Source organism: Paenibacillus sp. NAIST15-1 (assembly GCF_001894745.1).
Classification (GTDB): Bacteria; Bacillota; Bacilli; order Paenibacillales; family Paenibacillaceae; genus Paenibacillus_B; species Paenibacillus_B suaedae.
In genome coordinates this window covers 22,359-40,501 of record NZ_BBYF01000006.1, presented here as the reverse complement: position 1 = coordinate 40,501, position 18,143 = coordinate 22,359, and the positions used below count along the sequence as shown (strand labels likewise).

Here is an 18,143-nt window from a genome sequence, read left to right as displayed (position 1 = left end):
GCCTAAGTTAGGTTGGGTTTTTAATTTCCATATAGATATGTATGATATCTTTTTATATTTTTCAAGATGTTGCAGCGGGAAAATGAGAGGGGGGAAATGGTAATGAACAGCAGTGGAGTTATAAGACAAGAGCAAGTTAAAGCGGCAGCGTTGGTGCGGCCTTCTGAGCGACAGTTGGCGATACAAGAGATGGAGTTTTATGCTTTTGTACATTTTACAGTGAATACGTTTACGGATCAGGAATGGGGCAGTGGGCAGGAGCAGCCTGATATTTTTAACCCGACACAGTTGGATGCACGGCAGTGGGTGCGTGCTTGTAAGGCTGCAGGAATGAAAGGGCTGATTCTGACTTGTAAGCATCACGATGGGTTTTGTTTATGGCCGAGTGAGTATACAGAGCATTCGGTGAAGAATAGCCCATGGAAAGATGGCAAGGGTGATGTCGTTCGTGAGGTGGCAGATGCTTGTCGTGAAGGCGGGTTGAAGTTTGGGATTTATTTATCGCCTTGGGATCGTCATGAGCCGTGTTATGGGGATTCGCCAGCTTATAATGAGTACTTTACCAATCAACTGCGCGAGCTGTTGACTAGGTATGGGGATATTTTCTGTGTGTGGTTTGATGGGGCTTGTGGTGAAGGTCCTAACGGCAAACGGCAAATATATGATTGGAATGGCTATTATGCACTGATTCGTGAATTGCAGCCAGAAGCGAGTATTTCGGTATGTGGGCCGGATGTGCGCTGGTGTGGCAATGAGGCGGGGCATTGTCGCAAGTCGGAGTGGAGCGTAGTACCTGCGCAGCTGCAGGATAAGGAGAGAATTCAGGAACATTCACAGCAGGAAGATAATGCTGAATTCGCCAAGCGTTTCACTTCAGAGGATGAAGACTTGGGTAGCCGCGACATAATTGCAAATGTATCGGAGCTTGTCTGGTATCCAGCGGAAGTGGATACGTCGATTCGTCCGGGATGGTTCTATCATGCGAGTCAAGATGATCAAGTCAAGTCGCTGGATGAGCTGCGGAATGTGTACTATGGTTCGGTCGGAGGCAATGCTACGCTCTTGCTTAATATTCCTGCCGATACGCGCGGTCTGCTCCACGAGAATGATGTGCAACGGTTAGAGGAGCTCGGAGCTTGGATTCGCAATACGTTTGAGACGAATATGGCACGCGATGCTGCTGCTACGGCTAGTGAAGCGATGGCTGGATATGAAGCGGCCAATATACTGGATGGCAATCGAGATACGTTTTGGGCTCCTGAGCAAGGTACAGAGGTGGCGAGTATCACTGTCGACCTAGGAACAGAGCAAACGTTTGACCATATCGTACTGCAGGAGTATCGCTATACGCAGAGGATTGAGAGTTTCAGCTTGGAGTATTGGCAAGACGATTCTGCTGAGGCTGCAGAGGAAAGTACGGATACAGCAGCAGGTACAGGGGCATGGCAGTCAATTCTGAATGGTACGATTATCGGTCACAAGCGGATCTGCCATTTTCCAGCCATAAGCAGCAGTCGCTTGCGTCTTCAAATCACTGGCTCGCGCTGGTGGCCAAATTTGTCCACATTCGAAGTGTACAACAGTCAGGTTCAGGGTGGTGAAGATGAATGAATAATCGAAATGCTCATCCGGAAGTGGTCACCTTCGGGGAAAGTATGGCCCTATTGATCGCCGAGGGGGGGAAAGGTCTTGAATATACATCGAATTTGACGCCTTCCTTTGGAGGAGCTGAGACGAATGTAGCGATCGGTTTGTCAAGGCTTGGACATTCCGCAGGCTGGTGCGGTCGGCTTGGAGATGATCCGTTCGGGCAGCGGATTTATAAGATGGTGCGGGGGGAAGGCGTAGATGTTACACGCGCTTCATTCACAGATGAAGCCCCAACAGGACTCATGATTCGAGAGAATGCAGCTGGAAGAAGCTCTGTCTATTATTACCGCAAGCTATCGGCGGCTAGTAAAATGACTCCTGAGCATTTGGATGAGGAATATATTGCTGGAGCAAAGATTTTACATATTACCGGGATCACACCTGCATTAAGCACATCCTGTGCGGAGACGGCGGCAGCAGCGATGGACATCGCGAAGCAGCACGGCGTCAAAGTGAGCTTCGATCCGAATTTGCGCTTGAAGCTATGGGATGTGAAAGCAGCCCGAAAGGTTCTGTTGCCATTGGCGCGAAAAGCGGATTATTTCTTGCCGGGATTAGATGAATTGAAACTGCTGTATGAGACGGAATCGATGGATGAGATCGTTGCCAAGCTCAGTGAGCTGTCCGCTGTAAGCATTATTAAAGGTGGCGAGGATAAAACCTATATTCTGGATAACGGAAAACTGTCATCAGTTCCTTACTATAAGGTTGATCATGTAGTCGATACGGTAGGAGCTGGAGATGGCTTCTGTGCTGGATTTCTAGCTGGTTTGCTGCGGGAATATAGTCTTGAGGAGGCGGTTCGTCTCGGTAATTTGATAGGCTCGCAGGTAATCCAGACGGTTGGCGATTGGGAAGGTCTACCTAGTGGAGCACAAATCGAGCGATTGCTTGCCGGTAAGATGCATGTTGAGCGATAAAGGTGTTTCATTGAGAACTATTAATAGAAACGAAAACGACAATCGATAAATGGGGAGGAGAACAATATGAAGAAAATGCAGCTTACTCAGAAGATTGTGCAGGAAGGTGTCGTTGCCGTACTCCGCGGGGAGACGGCAGAAGAAGTTGTCGCCATGGCCGAGGAAGCGATTCTCGGCGGAATTAAAGTGATAGAGATTACGATGACAGTTCCATTTGCGTTGAAAGCAATTGAGACACTAGCTCAAAAATATAAATGGGATTCGTCGGATGAATCTACTTATGCGATTATTGGCGTAGGAACCGTGCTGGATGCTGAAACGGCACGCGCGGCGATTCTTAGCGGCGCTCAATTCGTAGTGTCCCCTTTCCTTAGTGCTGAGACCGTAACCATGTGCAACCGATATCGCGTACCGGTAATGCCAGGAACGATGACGATCAAGGAAATTAATGAAGCACTTGAGCTTGGAGCCGATATCGTCAAGCTGTTCCCAGGCAACCTGTATGAGCCATCCGTAATCAAGGCGATCAAAGGCCCATTGCCGCAGGCTAACATTATGCCAACCGGCGGTGTGTCGTTGGATAACCTAGGTGAATGGGTGAAAGCCGGAGCGGTAGCGGTAGGGATCGGCTCCGATTTGACGAATGAAGCAGTTAAGAACAAAGATTTCTCGTTGATTCGGAAGAAAGCTGCCGCATATGTAAATGCCTATCGTCAGGCAAAGGGGATATAAAAGATTCGAAATGATATACGCAGATCGGACGATTCAGCATGTATGAATCGTCCGATTTTTTTGTGCAGCATGAACCAGAAAAATAGAGTGACGTGTATAGGTTGTTGCACGATTCGAATGGATCAGGATGTAAGCAGCTGAAGCGTACGATATGTCAAAAAGGGACACACACATGGTCATAAAAGTGCATCTATTTTTAGGTGGAATGTCGATATAATGGTGCGAAGTACGATATTGGGGATACGAGCTATTACACAGGATTCTGTAAAGAAATGAGGGTAGCTTAATGAATCATATAAGCAACTATTATTTGCTTGAGCGGACAGCGGCTAGCAAATGGACGGAAGCGTTTCCAATCGGTAACGGGCGCTTAGGGGGCGTTGTATATGGTGGGATACAGCGCGAGCAGATTCAATTGAATGAAGATTCGATTTGGTATGGTGGTCCAAGGGATAACGATAACAGAGCAGCGCAAGCGGCGTTGCCGGAAATTAAAAACTTGTTGCTGCAGGGTAACGTGCGCAAGGCAGAAAAGTTAGCGTTGAAGCATATGACGAACGTACCCCAATATTTCCACCCTTATCAGACATTAGGCAACTTGTTCTTGGATTTTGATACGGATATAGATGTTCATGCAATTCATCATTATTGTCGTGAGCTAGACTTGGATAATGCTTTGGTTCAGGTAAATTATGAAGTAGGACGGCAAGATGCAATTCAGTACAGCCGTGAGATATTTTCTAGTGCCGCTGATCAAGTGCTGGTCATCCGGATGACTACGACCGATGCTGCAGGCTTAACCTTTGCAGCTAAATTCGACCGTAGACCTTTCACCGGTGATATCGTTCAGACAGATGATGGACAGGCTATTGCCATGAAAGGACAATTAGGAGCCGATGGCGTACGTTATGCCGTTGTACTGCGGGCAGAAGTTGAGGGTGGACAATGTCAGACGGCGGGCAGTTATCTTGATATTCGCCAAGCTCGTGCAGTCACGCTTATTGTTGCAGCGCAGACTTCATTTCGCTGTGCTGATGCTTATGCTGTTGCTTGTCAACAGGCAAAACAGGCAGCAAAAGTGCCATATGAGACATTGAAGCAGCGACACTTGGATGATTATAAGCCGCTGTTTAACCGTGTAACGTTGGATTTGGAAGCGGAGGAAGGAGAAAGAACCGAGCCACAGCAGAAGATTACTAGAGAGCAATGCTTGTCCACGTCGCAGCGACTAGAACAATATCGGCAAGGTGCCGCTGATAATGGGCTGGAGGCGCTGTTTTATCAGTACGGACGTTATTTGCTGCTAGCCAGCTCCAGACCGGGAACTCTGCCAGCTAACTTGCAAGGGATTTGGAACGATAGTTTTACTCCTCCATGGGAATCGGACTATCATCTTAACATTAACTTGCAAATGAACTACTGGCTTGCCGAGACGGGGAATTTAGCGGAATGTCACCTGCCGCTATTTGATTTTATTGAACGCTTGGTCATCAATGGACGCCGAACAGCGCGCAACATTTATGGTGCACGTGGATTTGTTGCTCACACGAGCAGCAACCTGTGGGCGGATACAGGCATTTACGGTGAATATGTGAGCGCCAATATGTGGCCGATGGGTGGCGCATGGATTGCGCTGCATATGTGGGAGCACTATTGTTATAACGGCTCACTTTCGTTCTTGCGCGAACGCGCGTATCCCGTGTTGAAAGAAGCGTCGTTATTTTTCATAGATTTCTTATTGGAGCTGCCATCAGGACAGCTGGTGACCGTACCATCCCTATCACCAGAAAACTCGTATCGTAGTGAACAGGGTGAAGTCGGGGCGCTATGCTATGGTCCATCGATGGACTCGCAAATTTTGTATGCGTTGTTTACAGCATGCATCCGTGCCGGTGAGCTATTGCAACTGGATGAAGGGCATATGGAACAGGGGGGCCAAGAGGACAAAGATTTATTGGCACAGTGGAAGCAAGTACGCAGTAAGCTGCCACAGCCGCAAATCGGCCGCCATGGACAAATTATGGAGTGGGCGGTTGATTATGAGGAAGTAGAGCTGGGGCATCGCCATATTTCTCATCTATTCGCTTTGCATCCAGGGGAACAGATCATTCCTCATCGCAGCCCTGATCTTGGACAAGCTGCTAAGTTCACGCTGCAGCGGCGCTTAGCTCATGGTGGAGGACATACGGGCTGGAGTCAAGCGTGGATTGCAAACTTCTGGTCAAGGCTGGATGAAGGAGAGCAGGCACATCTGAGTTTGCGCAATCTATTAAGCAAAGCGGTACACTCGAACTTGTTCGGCGACCATCCTCCATTCCAAATTGATGCCAACTTTGGTGGAGCAGCAGCGATGCAGGAGATGCTATTGCAGTCGCACGGGGATGAAATCCGGCTACTGCCGGCTCTTCCGCATGCGTGGCGTCAGGGTCATGTTATTGGCTTGCGTGCCCGCGGTGGATTTACCGTTGATATGGCTTGGAAGGAAGGCAAGCTGCAGCAGGCGCAGATAACGTCTACGCTTGGCAAGCCTTGTGTTATTTATAGTACGGTTCCGCTTACTTTCCGTTCTGGTAAGCCATCAATGGCAGTGGCCGTAACACAGCCCGCGCCACATACGTATCAGCTGGATATCCCGCTTGGAGCTACGGTTATAGCAAGCTTAGCGTAGGTTACTATCGAACTAATAACATAAAAAGGAAAAAGTAAAGTCAAATAAGCAATAAAGTCAAAATTGTTCACAATCGAGCAAAATAATTGACTTACTATTGCTGGGAGCATTTACTATGATGATTGTAGGTTCAATATCGAATGATCATCATTGTTCATTGTGATGAATCCAAGTCTATGAAATCGGGAGGAACTAGAAAATATGCAAACTATGGAGACACGCTACGCGTATGCGCCACAATCGATCGCACGCATGACAACAGAAGAATTGCGCAAGGAGTTTTTAGTGGAGCAGGTGTTTGTTCCCGGTGAAATTCGCTTGACTTACTCGCATAATGACCGTTTGATCTTTGGTGGCGTAACACCTACGAAAGAGCCGTTAGAGATTAAGCTTAGTAAAGATTTGGGTGTTGAGTATTTTCTAGAGCGTCGTGAACTAGGTGTCATTAATATCGGTGGTCCTGGGTTTATTACGATTGATGGTGTGCGTGAATCGATGAACAATCAGGATGGCTATTATATCGGCAAAGAGACGAAAGAAGTGCTGTTTGCTAGTGCAGATGCTAGTAATCCAGCGAAATTTTATATTTCTTCTAGCCCGGCTCATCACAAATATCCGAATGTGCGTATTTCCATTGATAACATTAAGCCAATGGAGACAGGTGCTGATAACACAATGAATAAGCGTAAAATTTATCAGTACATTCATCCGAATGTGTGTCAGTCATGCCAGTTGCAAATGGGCTATACGCACCTAGAAGAAGGAAACGCTTGGAATACGATGCCATGCCACACGCATGAGCGACGCATGGAAGCGTATGTATACTTCGATATGGAAGGGGACAACAAGGTATTTCATTTCATGGGCAAACCTGATGAGACGAAGCATCTCGTTGTCGGCAATGAGCAAGCGGTTATCAGTCCAAGCTGGTCCATTCACACCGGTGTTGGCACTAGCAACTATACGTTTATTTGGGCAATGTGCGGCGAGAATATCACATACACCGATATGGATATGGTCGCTATGGACGATCTAAAGTAGATAGATGAATAGATAGGGTTTATAGAGAGGGGAGTATGAAGAGTTGTCACAATTTTCGGTAGATCAATTTCGCCTTGATGGCAAGGTAGCTCTCGTTACAGGTGCAGTGTATGGGATCGGATTGGAAATGGCATGCGCTATGGCGCGTGCGGGTGCAAAAATTGTATTTAATGCTCGTGAGCCAGAAACGGTAGAGATCGGTATGGCTGCTTATAAGGAAGCCGGCATTGAGGCGCATGGATATGTATGCGACGTGACCGACGAGCCAGGTGTACAAGCGATGGTGCAACAGATTGAAGCGGAAGTTGGAGTCATTGATATTCTAGTCAACAATGCTGGCATTATTAAGCGGATTCCAATGACAGAAATGACTGCGGAAGAGTTCCGTGAAGTCATTGATATTGACTTGAACGGACCATTTATCGTTTCCAAAGCGGTTATTCCAGGGATGATTAAAAAAGGTGGCGGTAAAATTATTAATATTTGCTCGATGATGAGTGAATTAGGACGGGAAACGGTGTCTGCTTATGCTGCTGCCAAAGGTGGCCTCAAGATGCTAACCCGCAATATCGCTTCTGAGTATGGCCAATATAACATCCAATGTAATGGTATCGGACCAGGCTACATTGCTACGCCACAGACAGCTCCGTTGCGTGAGCTTCAAGCTGATGGCAGCCGTCATCCGTTCGATTCCTTTATTATTGCGAAGACACCTGCAGAGCGTTGGGGCGAAACTCAGGATTTAGCAGGTCCTGCGGTATTCTTAGCTTCGCCAGCTAGTGACTTTGTCAATGGACATATTTTATATGTTGACGGTGGAATTCTTGCCTATATTGGTAAGCAGCCTTAATTTCGAATAGTAAGATCAAAATAGAGACTAACAGGAGTATGTAGCTGTTAGTCTTTGTAATTTATCTGTGTACGATGTGAGTTATGAGGTTTGTTGTGCTGTGAAAACTGTTGAAGGAAGCGTGAATAATCGTGATGGAGAAAATACGTAGCATGCAGTGGAATCATCGTGACGATGTAGCGGAAGCCCTATTGACGTTAGTAGAGCCGTTAAGGTCACGGTTAGCAGAACAGCCTGGACACTTAGCATTAGGAAGCCACGGCACGGTCTATACCGAAAATCGCAGAGATGCCGAAGGATTCTTACGAATCCTGTGGGGATTGGGGCCTTTCCTCGTTCATTATGATGACGAGCAGCTTCAGCATCAATGGATGCGTGGACTAGCGGAGGGTTGCAACCCACACAGCGAGTATTATTATGGCAAGACGATGGATGGCGATCAGCTGCTGGTCGAGATGGCATCTATCGCGACTACACTGCTGCTTGCACCGCACAAAACTTGGGATACTCTTTCGAAGACAGAACAGCAGCATTTGGCGGACTGGCTATGGCAAATTAATGAACGCCGTTTGGCACCGAATAACTGGCACTTCTTTCGCATCTTAGTGAATGTGGCACTGAAGCGACTTGGCATGAAGTATTCTCAGGAGAAGATCGAAGAAGATTTTGCCCTGATTGAGTCGTGTTATGTTGGCGATGGCTGGTATTTTGACGGAGTGGATCAGCAGTTTGATTATTACATCCCATGGGCGTTCCATTATTATAGTTTAATCTACGTTACGTTTATGGCGGATGAAGATCCGGAGCGGGCAGCTAGGTTGAGAGAGCGGGCTATTCTTTTTGCGCGCAGCTATCAGTATTGGTTCGATAGCAAGGGAGAAGCGATTCCTTTCGGTCGCAGTCTAGCGTATCGATTTGCGCAAGTAAGCTTCTGGAGCGCGCTTGTGCTGGCCGACGTTGAAGCTCTGCCATGGGGCGTCATTAAAGGTTTGTATGCGCGCAATATGCGAAGCTGGATGAATCATGATATTTTTACGACAGATGGCGTGCTAAGCGTAGGCTATCACTATCAGAACTTGGTGATGGGCGAGGGCTATAACGGTGCGGGTTCCCCGTATTGGGCATTCAAAAGTTTCTTATTGCTTGCTGTTCCCGATGGCCATCCTTATTGGCAGGCAGAGGAAGTAGAGCAAGAGGTATCACCAGGACGATTGCCGCTGCCGAGCATGAAGGCGTTGATTGAACATACGCATCATTCACAACATGTGCTTATGTATCCGGTAGGTCAATTTATTGGCTATCAGAACCATGCTTGCGCCAAGTACTCTAAATTTGCCTATTCGACTGTATTTGGCTTTAGTGTGCCGCGAAGTAATTATTACTACTATGAAGGTGCTTTTGATAGCGTGCTTGCTGTTAGTGAGGATGGCGTACATTTTCGTGATAAGCCGCTCGATTCGAGCTACGAGCTGCATGAAGATCGACTTATACATAACTGGCAGTCGCAAGTCGGAGTTACGATTCGCAGTACGATTATCCCTTGTGGTGACAGCCATGTACGCATCCACGAGTTGGAAACTAGCCGTGCCTTAATTGCCTATGATGCCAGTTTCTCAGCGCCGTTCGCCACGGTTAGCAGTGACGACACAGCCGTAGTCAAGACAAGCTGGGCAAGTTACGATTCGCCTGTTGGGAGCACCATCGCCAAGGCGGTTAGAGGATTCACACAAGCGGAGATGATTCGCACCGAGCCTAACACCAATGTATTCTATGAGCGTACTCTGATGCCTGCACTGCGTGCTGAACTTCAGCCAGGGACACATTTATTAGTTAGTGTGATGGCAGGAGTTCCTGCTGGTTGTGAGTCGCAGCTGCCTGAGGTGAGGCTGACATCGGATCGCGTAATTGTGCACCATAACGAGCAGACGACAACGGTTAAGGTGAAATAGAGGAAAGCGAATACAACAAAAAAGTCAAAATTGTTCACATTTCACACAAATTAAGGCGTACATTCTGCGGAATGTATCCGCTATCATAAGAAATGCATTAAGTTATTTTTCTGGGAGAGGGCTGAAATGCAGATGTCTACAGAGGGAACGCAAACAACGGTCATGCAAGCAAATAAGCTTTACACACAAGCAATTGAAAATATTCTAGCGAAGACGCTGAACAATATTGATAAGTTTGGAACTCAGTTTCCGCATGTTAGCCTGAATGGGAAATATCAACTGAATGATAACAACGACTGGACCAATGGCTTCTGGTCGGGAATATTGTGGTTATGCTATGAATATTCACAAGATGAGCGTTATCGGCAGGCAGCAGAAGCTACAGTGGCTAGTTTCCGTCAGCGCTTTGATCAAAAAGTTGTATTGGATCATCATGATATTGGCTTCCTATTTAGCTTGTCTTCCAAAGCGCAGTGGATCATAACAGGCGATAATCGTGCTCGTGAGCTGACACTGGAGGCAGCTGATCATTTATTGAATCGTTGGCGTAACACGAGCGATGGAAGCGGATACATTCAAGCTTGGGGAACGAAAGATAACGAGCAAGAAGCGGGTCGTATCATTATCGACTGTTTGCTTAATCTGCCATTGTTGTATTGGGCAAGCGAACAGACTGGTGATCCGAAGTATCGGGAAATTGCAGAAATCCAAGCAGAGAAAACGCGGCGCTATATCGTTCGTGGAGATGATAGCTCATACCATACGTTCTTCTTCGATACCGAGACGGGGGTTCCAATCGGCGGTGCGACTCATCAGGGCTATAGCAACGGTTCGACGTGGACGCGGGGGCAAGCTTGGGGCGTATATGGCTTTGCACTTTCCTATCGCTATACGGGAAATGCAGCATTTTTGGAGACATCTAAGCGTATGGCGCGCTACTTCCTTGAGCATTTGCCTGCGGACAGTGTTGCTTATTGGGATTTCAATGCGCCTGTAACGGCTGATACGTATCGCGATAGTTCAGCTTCAGCGATTGTAGCTGCCGGACTGGTAGAGCTTATCTCACATTTGGATGCTGCTGACCCCGACCGTCCTTATTTCGAGAAGATGCTGACAACCAGTATGGAGTCGCTGATTACCAACTATGCTACGATTGGTGACGATGCAGCGGAAGGTTTGCTTAAGCATGGCTCGTACTATGTCCATGGTGGGTTGTCCCCTGATGATTATATGATTTGGGGCGATTATTACTACTTGGAAGCGCTCATGCGTCTTGCACGCGGTATTCCTGGCTACTGGTATGAGCGTAAATCGAAATAGGAAGAGAAAGTCGATGATGTTGGCTTGAACAGTAACGGAAATGATGAAGGATTGAAGGAAGGGAAGTGACGCTAACCTCATGTTCCATTTAACTTACTATAAACGAATGTTACTTTCCTTCATGCTATTTATTATCGTACCGATGGTTGCTGTATCTGCGCAATCTTTTTATCTAATTAAAGAATCGATGCTGGATAAGCTGCATGCAACGAATGAGAACATGTTGAACGTAATTGGAGCAGAATTTAGCAAAACAATCGATGATGCTACATTTGCCTCCCATTTCATTGTAAACGATGAAGGCTTCAAAACTAGCTTACGTAATTTCGCTGATGTGAAGCAATTAAATAGTTATGCTGATTATGAGAATTTCTCACAAATCAAAGCTGTATTCTCGCTTATCAATTCAAAAACGTTGAATAGGCAGACGCAGATGTACTTAATTAACCGCCAGCATTTTATTATCCCTTCAGGAGATGATGAACCGGCGAAACTACTACCACATTTACCTGAACTGTATAGCAAAATTAATTTCCAGCAGCCAGAAAGGCTGCAGTGGTTAGGACTGCTCGAGGACAAGGAAGCTAGTAAATATTATATTGCTCGTGTCATCTATGATCGCGTTAGTAAAGAGCATACGGCCGTGCTGCTGATTGGAATTGAACAGTCCTATTTCGAAAAAGCATTACAAGCTGTGAAGTCATGGGATGTTGCTCTCTTGGATGAGCATGGTGACCGGATTGCTGGCTCAACACAATTGCTTGCATCCGATTCAAATAAGGTGGACGATCGAATGCGCTCGGAAGTCGTGCTGAGCAAAAACGGGTGGAAGCTTGTGTATGAGATGAGCAACAACACGTTTAGAGGCATCATTTCAAAGACGCTTTATATCGGTTCTGCTGAAGTCATGCTTTTTGTCATTATATTCTCTTTGTTTGCACTGCTGATCTCGAAACGATTGCATCGTCCAATTGAGCAATTACAGCAGGTTGCAGGACAATTTGGCAACGGTAAGCTAGATGTTAGGCTGCAAGTTAAGGGAGATGATGAGCTAGCAGCGGTTAGCAAGACGATTAACTTGATGTTGGATCAGCTGCAACAGTCCATTCATGACATGGAACGGCAACAGGAGCAGAGACGAGTGTTGGAGCTTGAGGCGCTGTTTATGCAAATTCGTCCCCACTTTCTGTTGAATACGCTTAACTCAATTAAGTGTAGCCTAATGTTGCAGAAAGATCGCCTGCATAGCGGTATGATTGACTCTTTAATGAGCTTACTGCGTGCCTATATGAATTTCAATGCACTGGCAACACTGCAAGAAGAGTGTGAGTTAATGGGTCACTACATTGATATTATGCAAATGCGCAGTGATATTCCAATCCAACTGCAAGTCGATGTAGAGCCGCAATTGCAGATACTTAAGTTTCCAAAGTTATTACTACAACCGTTAGTTGAAAATGCAATTTTACATGGGTTTGTCGATACTGATGTAGATATAGAGGGCAATGATAGTGGGCGCCAGCAATCTCAAATTTGGATTTCCGTCTATCAGGACGCGGATACCATCGTCATTGAGGTTGCCGACAACGGAGCAGGTATGGATGAGTCTTTGTTGCATCGCCTGAATGAAAGTGTGTTGCGTTGCAGTGATGAACCTGATCCTAGTTATAAGCGGGTCGGATTGGTTAATGTTGCTCAACGCTTGAAACTATCTTTTGGTTCAGAGGCTACGCTTTCTTTTGCTCCTAACAGGTATGACGGTATAACGGCACGAATGCAGATTCCAGTGACATCAAGCGGGGGGACCACCAGTGATATACAAAGTGATGCTTATTGATGATGATGTGCCAATGCTCAAACTATTGCAACAAATGATTGATTGGGAACAATTACAGTTGAAAGTGGTAGCTGCCACCTATTCCAGCGTAAAAGCAGTACACCTGTTTCAGCAGACCGTTCCAGATATTGTGATAACAGATATTGGATTGCCACAAAAAAATGGGATTGAGTTAGCAGAACAGTTTCGCCAACTCAAACCTGACGTGCGCGTCATTTTCTTAACCTGTCATGAAGACTTCAACTACGCGAGACAAGCGCTTAAGCTTCAAGCTGACGATTATTTAATTAAAGATCAGTTAACAGAAGAGCAGTTGCAACAAAGTCTGCATAAGTCTCTGCGCTTACTGAAAAAACAATCATCGTCTGTCAGTGTACAACCTTCAAGCTACAATCAACAGTTGCTCAAGCAAGGTTTATTGCAGAGTGTGCTTGATCGAACGAATGTTGACGAAATCCTTAAATATGCTGCTGGCATTGGAGTAAGGTGGAACTGTCCTTGGTATATGCTCAGTCTTGTACATGTACAATATGCTAGTTACGATGAACATTACTCACAGCAATCGTTATCGTTAATTTGCTATGCCGTCTACAATATTGCGGAAGAATTAGCACGCAAGTTTGAAGGGATCACACCATTTTTGCAGCAACAGCATCTTGTCATTGTGTATAACTATCACGATAATTTAGCAGATAACACCGTGTTGCACTTCAACAGCTATTTGCAAAAATTGAAAGAACGAGTTGCCCAATATATGAAATTGCAGCTTGTAAGCGTCATGGTAAGTGATAAGATGCAACTTAAGCAAATGGGTACTTGTTATCACTCCTTATTGCGCCATAAATATGAGTTCTATGTTGGGGAGTCGATGCAGATTGCCGATCGCCAGCAGGCGATAGGATCAACATGGCTGCAATTGCCTGCAGGGGAGTTGGACAACTATAAAGTTGAACTGAAGCAGGCGCTAGCTATTCATGATATAGATGGCATACAACGTATTATCGGGAGTATGAAGCAACATTTTCAAGCAAGGATGATTGAACCTGCTTCATTCATGCATGAGCTGCAAGTCTGCTTACGCGAGCTGACGATTGCAGCTTCGGTTAGACTCGATGAAGCGATCTTCAATTATATAGAGCAGTCACGAACTCTTGTTGATGTGCTTGCATTAGCGGAACGCACGCTGACCGCGATGGCTATGCCTAGCGATAAACAGGGGAAACAAGGGCAAGGTACACTAGCTAATAGCTATGAACCTAAGTTACAGCAAATTCAACATTATATCGAACAAAATTTAGCTGATAGTATTACTTCCATTGATATTGCGCGCTATCTGTATTTGAATCCAAGTTACTTCTCACGCTATTTCAAACGCATGACTGGCAGCAATTTCACGGATTATGTACATCAGTATAAGATGAACATTGCTTCACAAATGTTGAAAACATCTGGGCATACGCTGGAACAGATCGCACTGACACTAGGTTACTCAGACCGTACCTATTTCTCTAAAGTGTTCAAGAAGTATATGGGCGTGACACCGAGTGAGTATAAGAACGAATGCTCGTAAATCTATCAAAAATAACGGAAGAAAGAGATGATCATCTTATGACACCACTAACGCAGTTTACGATTGAAATTCACGATGCAAATCATACCGTATTGGCAGCTGCTTCTGATCAGGGGCAAGCCCAGCTTGTATATCATCAGCCCTATCAAGAGGGTGACCAAATTGTTGTAAAGAGCGAGCATCCCAATCAATATGTAATGTTGCAGCTTGATGATACGATGCCAGAAACGTTCGTATATTTGGCGACAACTTGCTATCGGCTTACGATTCCATTTGGAGAGAAGAAAATCTCCTATAATCCGAAATCATATAGTGGTGACATCCATGCCCTTAGTGTGCGTCTAGCGACTGAAGCGGAAATCTCCAGTTACAAAAATGTAGCGCTTAATCCGTTCGACCAACATGAGAATGACAGTTGTTATCCGCATGCGATTGCGAATGTGGAGACGCGTGGAGAGTCCGTGTTTGCCGCACGCAATGCCATAAATGGCAATTGTTTTAATGCAGGTCACGGGGCATGGCCATTTGAGTCGTGGGGCATTAACCAGCAAGATGACGCTGAAATGAGCGTGCAATTTGGACGTACTGTAGAAATTGACTGCATTGCTCTAACGCTGCGAGCAGACTTTCCTCACGATAACTACTGGGAGCAAGTAACCGTCTGCTTCTCAAACGGTGATTGTGAGACGATTCATCTCACGAAAACGCATGCCAAGCAGGTATTTAAGCTTACGCCGCGGCAGGTAGAGTCATTGACAGTTAAGAACTTAATCAAGTCCGATGACCCGTCGCCGTTTCCTGCACTAACGCAAATTGAAGCTTATGGCTATGAAGTAAAGTGAGCGAATAAAAGATATAGATCTGAGCCTGCTGTGAGCAGGGAGGTCTATATCTTTTTTTTGGTGATGTTTTAAAACAATGTTGAAACTATATACCTTTTAAGGGAAGACATTTTGACTTCCCTTAATTCGCTTTTAAAGAAGATTATACATTAATCATTTTTTATACCTTTGTCTACAATAGTATGAAACTGGCAAGTAATCGCCTAAACAAACAGTGCCAGGCTCAAGCTGTTTAGCAAAAAAACGATAAAATTTGAATTGGAGTAGTCTACAGTTTTTTAGGTTCAAACATTATGAAATTGATTCATTTTAGTATGGGCTGCCTAGTGCAGCTCTTTTTGGTTCATTATTTATTGTAGCTAGGGAAGTAATCATTACAGGGATTAGACTTGTCGCTGTCTCTCAGAAAATAGTGTTGCAAGTTAATCGATACGGCAAAATTAAATGGTGAGTAAGAATTCGCCTTTAATTTATGTATATCCTCGTGCTTTTTGCTTTAATAACGTCAATATACTTATGAGATTTACTGCAAATAAACCCATTGCCCTCGCTATGTATGCCAACTAGACTTGAGGAAGATGCCACATCATACCGATGTCTGTACTATAGTTCACTATTTTTATATCGATTTGGTAAACTCCTTTCCTTAACAACTTAGACTTCTCTATTTATATTTTTTTGGCACGAAATACAATGGCTAAGAACGATAACCCCAGAAGCCTGTGCTCAAAATCAAACTATTGACACAAAAGTGTATTACACATATAGTACATGAATGAGATGTATGAACCACTTAGTACACACACTTTCCGTATGGAGTTGGTTGTATGACAGAAGAACAAAAATTAGGTGTCAGCTTTAATGTTCGAGAACCGGTATATATTCAAGTTGTCCGCTACTTCAAGGAACAGATTGCTACAGGGCAAATCGGAGCGGGAGACAAAATTCCTTCACGGCGTGAACTGGCATCAGTAATGAAGATTAATGCGAACACGGCGCAGAAGGCATATAAGGAAATGGAGGAACAGGGTTTGATCGTAACAGAAGGAAATTCCCCGAGTCGAATTACACAGAATCAGCAAATACTAAGCTCGATTCGTGCTGAATTAATCGAAAGTGCAGTGGATATATTCATCAGTTCCATTCGGAATATTCAAATTCCAGTTGAAGAACTGGTAGATATCATAAAGACAAAATATACATCCGAGCGAAAGTTATCTCCAGAGGGTGGTGACACAAAATGATCCAAGTGAATCAGATGGTGAAGAATTATGGATTCAAGAAGGTACTTAATGGCGTTAGCTTCACTGCTGCCAGGGGAGAGATTACCTGCCTGATCGGAATCAATGGTGCCGGGAAGTCAACGGTGCTGAAGTCCATCATGGGACTGACACCATACAAAGGTGAAGTCTTAATCGATAATGTAACACTAACACCTGTGATGTATGAGAAAATTACTTTCATTCCAGATTCGTTAACGATGCCCTCCAATATGCGAATTGCTGATTGCTTGAGCTTTATGACTGACTTTTATCGGAATTGGAACGCTGAACGTGCAAAGGAATTGCTTAAGTTCTTCCAACTGAGCTCTTCGGATCGCTCATTGTCGAAGGGAATGGCTGCGAAGTTAAATTTGTTGCTCGGACTTGCCTTGGATTGTGATTACATCCTAATGGACGAACCGTTCTCGGGGATTGATATGTTCAGCCGCGAGCAAATTGCTGATGTGTTCACGAGTGAATTGATCGAGGATCGTGGTGTGATTATTACAACTCATGAAATTAACGATATTGAGTATTTAATTGATAAAGCGGTCTTGCTACAGCACGGGAAGGTAGAACGTGAATTCTACTGTGAAGAAGTTCGCGAGCAGGAAGGTAAGTCCATTACGGACGTAATGAGAGAGGTGTACATAAAATGAGAGCTTTTGTGAAGCTATTGAATTTTGAAATGAACCGATTTGCCAAAATATATATTGGACTCATGGTGCTGACAGCCGCCTTGCAACTTGCAGCAGTCGCCATTGGTGCTAATCATTGGCTGGATTCTGCGAATGAGGCAATGAGAGTGAATCAATGGACCCTTGAGCAATATCACAATGTGACTGGATATATTCAGCTAAACAGTACGGTGTATGATCACTATAATAAACTTCTATATTTCGGACCCATATTTTTGAGCATAACAGTGCTGCTAATATATAGCTGCTTCATCTGGTACCGTGACTGGAGAGGTAAAAATACGGTAGTATATCGCCTGCTCACGTTGCCGTCCAATCGGGCGAATTTGTATTTTGCCAAGCTGGTTACGATCTTGCTATTCGCATTTGGATTTGTCGCCCTGCAAATTGTCCTTGTTCCACTGGAGAATTTGATAGCACAGTCGATTCTTCCTGCTGAATTATATCGAAACATCTCGGTATTTGATTATTTGAAGCATCCTACTGTGCTTAAAGTTCTGATTCCGCCCTACTTTTCTGAGTTTGTACTATACTATGGACTGGTCATTACAGGCTTGATCGTCTTGTTCACAGCGATTCTAATGGAGCGGAGCTACAGACTGAAAGGGATCGGCTTTATCGTACTATACTTTGCGGTTCTAGCTGGATTAGCCTCAATACCCTATCTTATGGGTTATAGCAGATACGATAGCTACTTCTATCCAGGAGAAATCATAGGCACTTGTCTCGGATTAATAGTGATCATTGCTGGAGGTTCGCTTTGGTACAGCTTGTATCTATTGCGTAAGAAAATATCGGTATAAT

14 protein-coding genes are annotated in these 18,143 nt (G+C 45.1%); all 14 read left to right on the top strand.

What is annotated here, in order from left to right; translation table 11 throughout:
• The first annotated feature begins 96 nt into the window (after positions 1–96).
• The 14 genes from PBN151_RS15180 (at position 97) to PBN151_RS15115 (ending at position 18,142) form a co-directional block, all read left to right on the top strand.
• On the top strand, positions 97–1,611 hold the full coding sequence (locus tag PBN151_RS15180; RefSeq protein ID WP_072729674.1) for an alpha-L-fucosidase: 1,515 nt from the start codon (positions 97–99) through the stop codon (positions 1,609–1,611).
• Entirely contained in the window at positions 1,608–2,570 is a 963-nt protein-coding gene (locus tag PBN151_RS15175; RefSeq protein ID WP_072729673.1) for a sugar kinase, read from the top strand. The genes PBN151_RS15180 and PBN151_RS15175 overlap by 4 nt, the downstream gene beginning before the upstream one ends.
• Before the next feature lie 66 nt (positions 2,571–2,636).
• On the top strand, positions 2,637–3,302 hold the full coding sequence (locus PBN151_RS15170) for a bifunctional 2-keto-4-hydroxyglutarate aldolase/2-keto-3-deoxy-6-phosphogluconate aldolase (RefSeq protein ID WP_072729672.1): 666 nt from the start codon (positions 2,637–2,639) through the stop codon (positions 3,300–3,302).
• Positions 3,303–3,588: 286 nt separating this feature from the next.
• Positions 3,589–5,970 (top strand): glycoside hydrolase family 95 protein, encoded by a 2,382-nt coding sequence (locus PBN151_RS15165; RefSeq protein WP_072729671.1) that lies wholly within the window; start codon positions 3,589–3,591, stop codon positions 5,968–5,970.
• Positions 5,971–6,180: 210 nt separating this feature from the next.
• Positions 6,181–7,011, top strand: coding sequence for a 5-dehydro-4-deoxy-D-glucuronate isomerase (kduI, locus tag PBN151_RS15160; RefSeq protein WP_090512700.1), 831 nt, complete (start codon positions 6,181–6,183; stop codon positions 7,009–7,011).
• Positions 7,012–7,054: 43 nt separating this feature from the next.
• Complete coding sequence (locus PBN151_RS15155; protein WP_021254845.1) at positions 7,055–7,861, top strand: gluconate 5-dehydrogenase; 807 nt, start codon at positions 7,055–7,057, stop codon at positions 7,859–7,861.
• 134 nt (positions 7,862–7,995) lie between these two features.
• Positions 7,996–9,810 carry a DUF2264 domain-containing protein gene (locus tag PBN151_RS15150; protein WP_227774707.1) on the top strand — a complete coding sequence of 605 codons (1,815 nt, stop codon included), beginning with the start codon at positions 7,996–7,998 and terminating at the stop codon, positions 9,808–9,810.
• Between the two features lie 126 nt (positions 9,811–9,936).
• Positions 9,937–11,130: a glycoside hydrolase family 88 protein gene (locus tag PBN151_RS15145; RefSeq protein WP_175560724.1), complete on the top strand. Its 1,194-nt coding sequence runs from the start codon at positions 9,937–9,939 to the stop codon at positions 11,128–11,130.
• A gap of 220 nt (positions 11,131–11,350) precedes the next feature.
• Positions 11,351–12,967 carry a sensor histidine kinase gene (locus PBN151_RS15140; protein ID WP_227774705.1) on the top strand — a complete coding sequence of 539 codons (1,617 nt, stop codon included), beginning with the start codon at positions 11,351–11,353 and terminating at the stop codon, positions 12,965–12,967.
• Entirely contained in the window at positions 12,942–14,537 is a 1,596-nt protein-coding gene (locus tag PBN151_RS15135; RefSeq protein ID WP_083545154.1) for a response regulator transcription factor, read from the top strand. Before PBN151_RS15140 ends, PBN151_RS15135 begins: the two co-directional genes overlap by 26 nt.
• 38 nt (positions 14,538–14,575) lie before the next feature.
• On the top strand, positions 14,576–15,379 hold the full coding sequence (locus PBN151_RS15130; protein ID WP_072729668.1) for a carbohydrate-binding protein: 804 nt from the start codon (positions 14,576–14,578) through the stop codon (positions 15,377–15,379).
• 827 nt (positions 15,380–16,206) lie between these two features.
• Entirely contained in the window at positions 16,207–16,623 is a 417-nt protein-coding gene (locus tag PBN151_RS15125) for a GntR family transcriptional regulator (protein WP_072729667.1), read from the top strand.
• The gene (locus PBN151_RS15120) at positions 16,620–17,300 is read left to right on the top strand and encodes an ATP-binding cassette domain-containing protein (RefSeq protein ID WP_072729666.1); all 681 of its coding nucleotides are present in this window, start codon (positions 16,620–16,622) and stop codon (positions 17,298–17,300) included. Before PBN151_RS15125 ends, PBN151_RS15120 begins: the two co-directional genes overlap by 4 nt.
• Entirely contained in the window at positions 17,297–18,142 is an 846-nt protein-coding gene (locus tag PBN151_RS15115; protein WP_021254853.1) for a hypothetical protein, read from the top strand. The genes PBN151_RS15120 and PBN151_RS15115 overlap by 4 nt, the downstream gene beginning before the upstream one ends.
• Position 18,143 lies beyond the last annotated feature (1 nt).

Bases quoted from the DNA above. Each gene is read 5' to 3' on its own strand.
- PBN151_RS15180 (WP_072729674.1), top strand. From the start codon at position 97: ATGGTAATGAACAGCAGTGGAGTTATAAGACAAGAGCAAGTTAAAGCG.
- PBN151_RS15175 (WP_072729673.1), top strand. From the start codon at position 1,608: ATGAATAATCGAAATGCTCATCCGGAAGTGGTCACCTTCGGGGAAAGT.
- PBN151_RS15170 (WP_072729672.1), top strand. From the start codon at position 2,637: ATGAAGAAAATGCAGCTTACTCAGAAGATTGTGCAGGAAGGTGTCGTT.
- PBN151_RS15165 (WP_072729671.1), top strand. From the start codon at position 3,589: ATGAATCATATAAGCAACTATTATTTGCTTGAGCGGACAGCGGCTAGC.
- kduI (WP_090512700.1), top strand. From the start codon at position 6,181: ATGGAGACACGCTACGCGTATGCGCCACAATCGATCGCACGCATGACA.
- PBN151_RS15150 (WP_227774707.1), top strand. From the start codon at position 7,996: ATGGAGAAAATACGTAGCATGCAGTGGAATCATCGTGACGATGTAGCG.
- PBN151_RS15145 (WP_175560724.1), top strand. From the start codon at position 9,937: ATGCAGATGTCTACAGAGGGAACGCAAACAACGGTCATGCAAGCAAAT.
- PBN151_RS15140 (WP_227774705.1), top strand. From the start codon at position 11,351: ATGTTGAACGTAATTGGAGCAGAATTTAGCAAAACAATCGATGATGCT.
- PBN151_RS15130 (WP_072729668.1), top strand. From the start codon at position 14,576: ATGACACCACTAACGCAGTTTACGATTGAAATTCACGATGCAAATCAT.
- PBN151_RS15125 (WP_072729667.1), top strand. From the start codon at position 16,207: ATGACAGAAGAACAAAAATTAGGTGTCAGCTTTAATGTTCGAGAACCG.
- PBN151_RS15120 (WP_072729666.1), top strand. From the start codon at position 16,620: ATGATCCAAGTGAATCAGATGGTGAAGAATTATGGATTCAAGAAGGTA.
- PBN151_RS15115 (WP_021254853.1), top strand. From the start codon at position 17,297: ATGAGAGCTTTTGTGAAGCTATTGAATTTTGAAATGAACCGATTTGCC.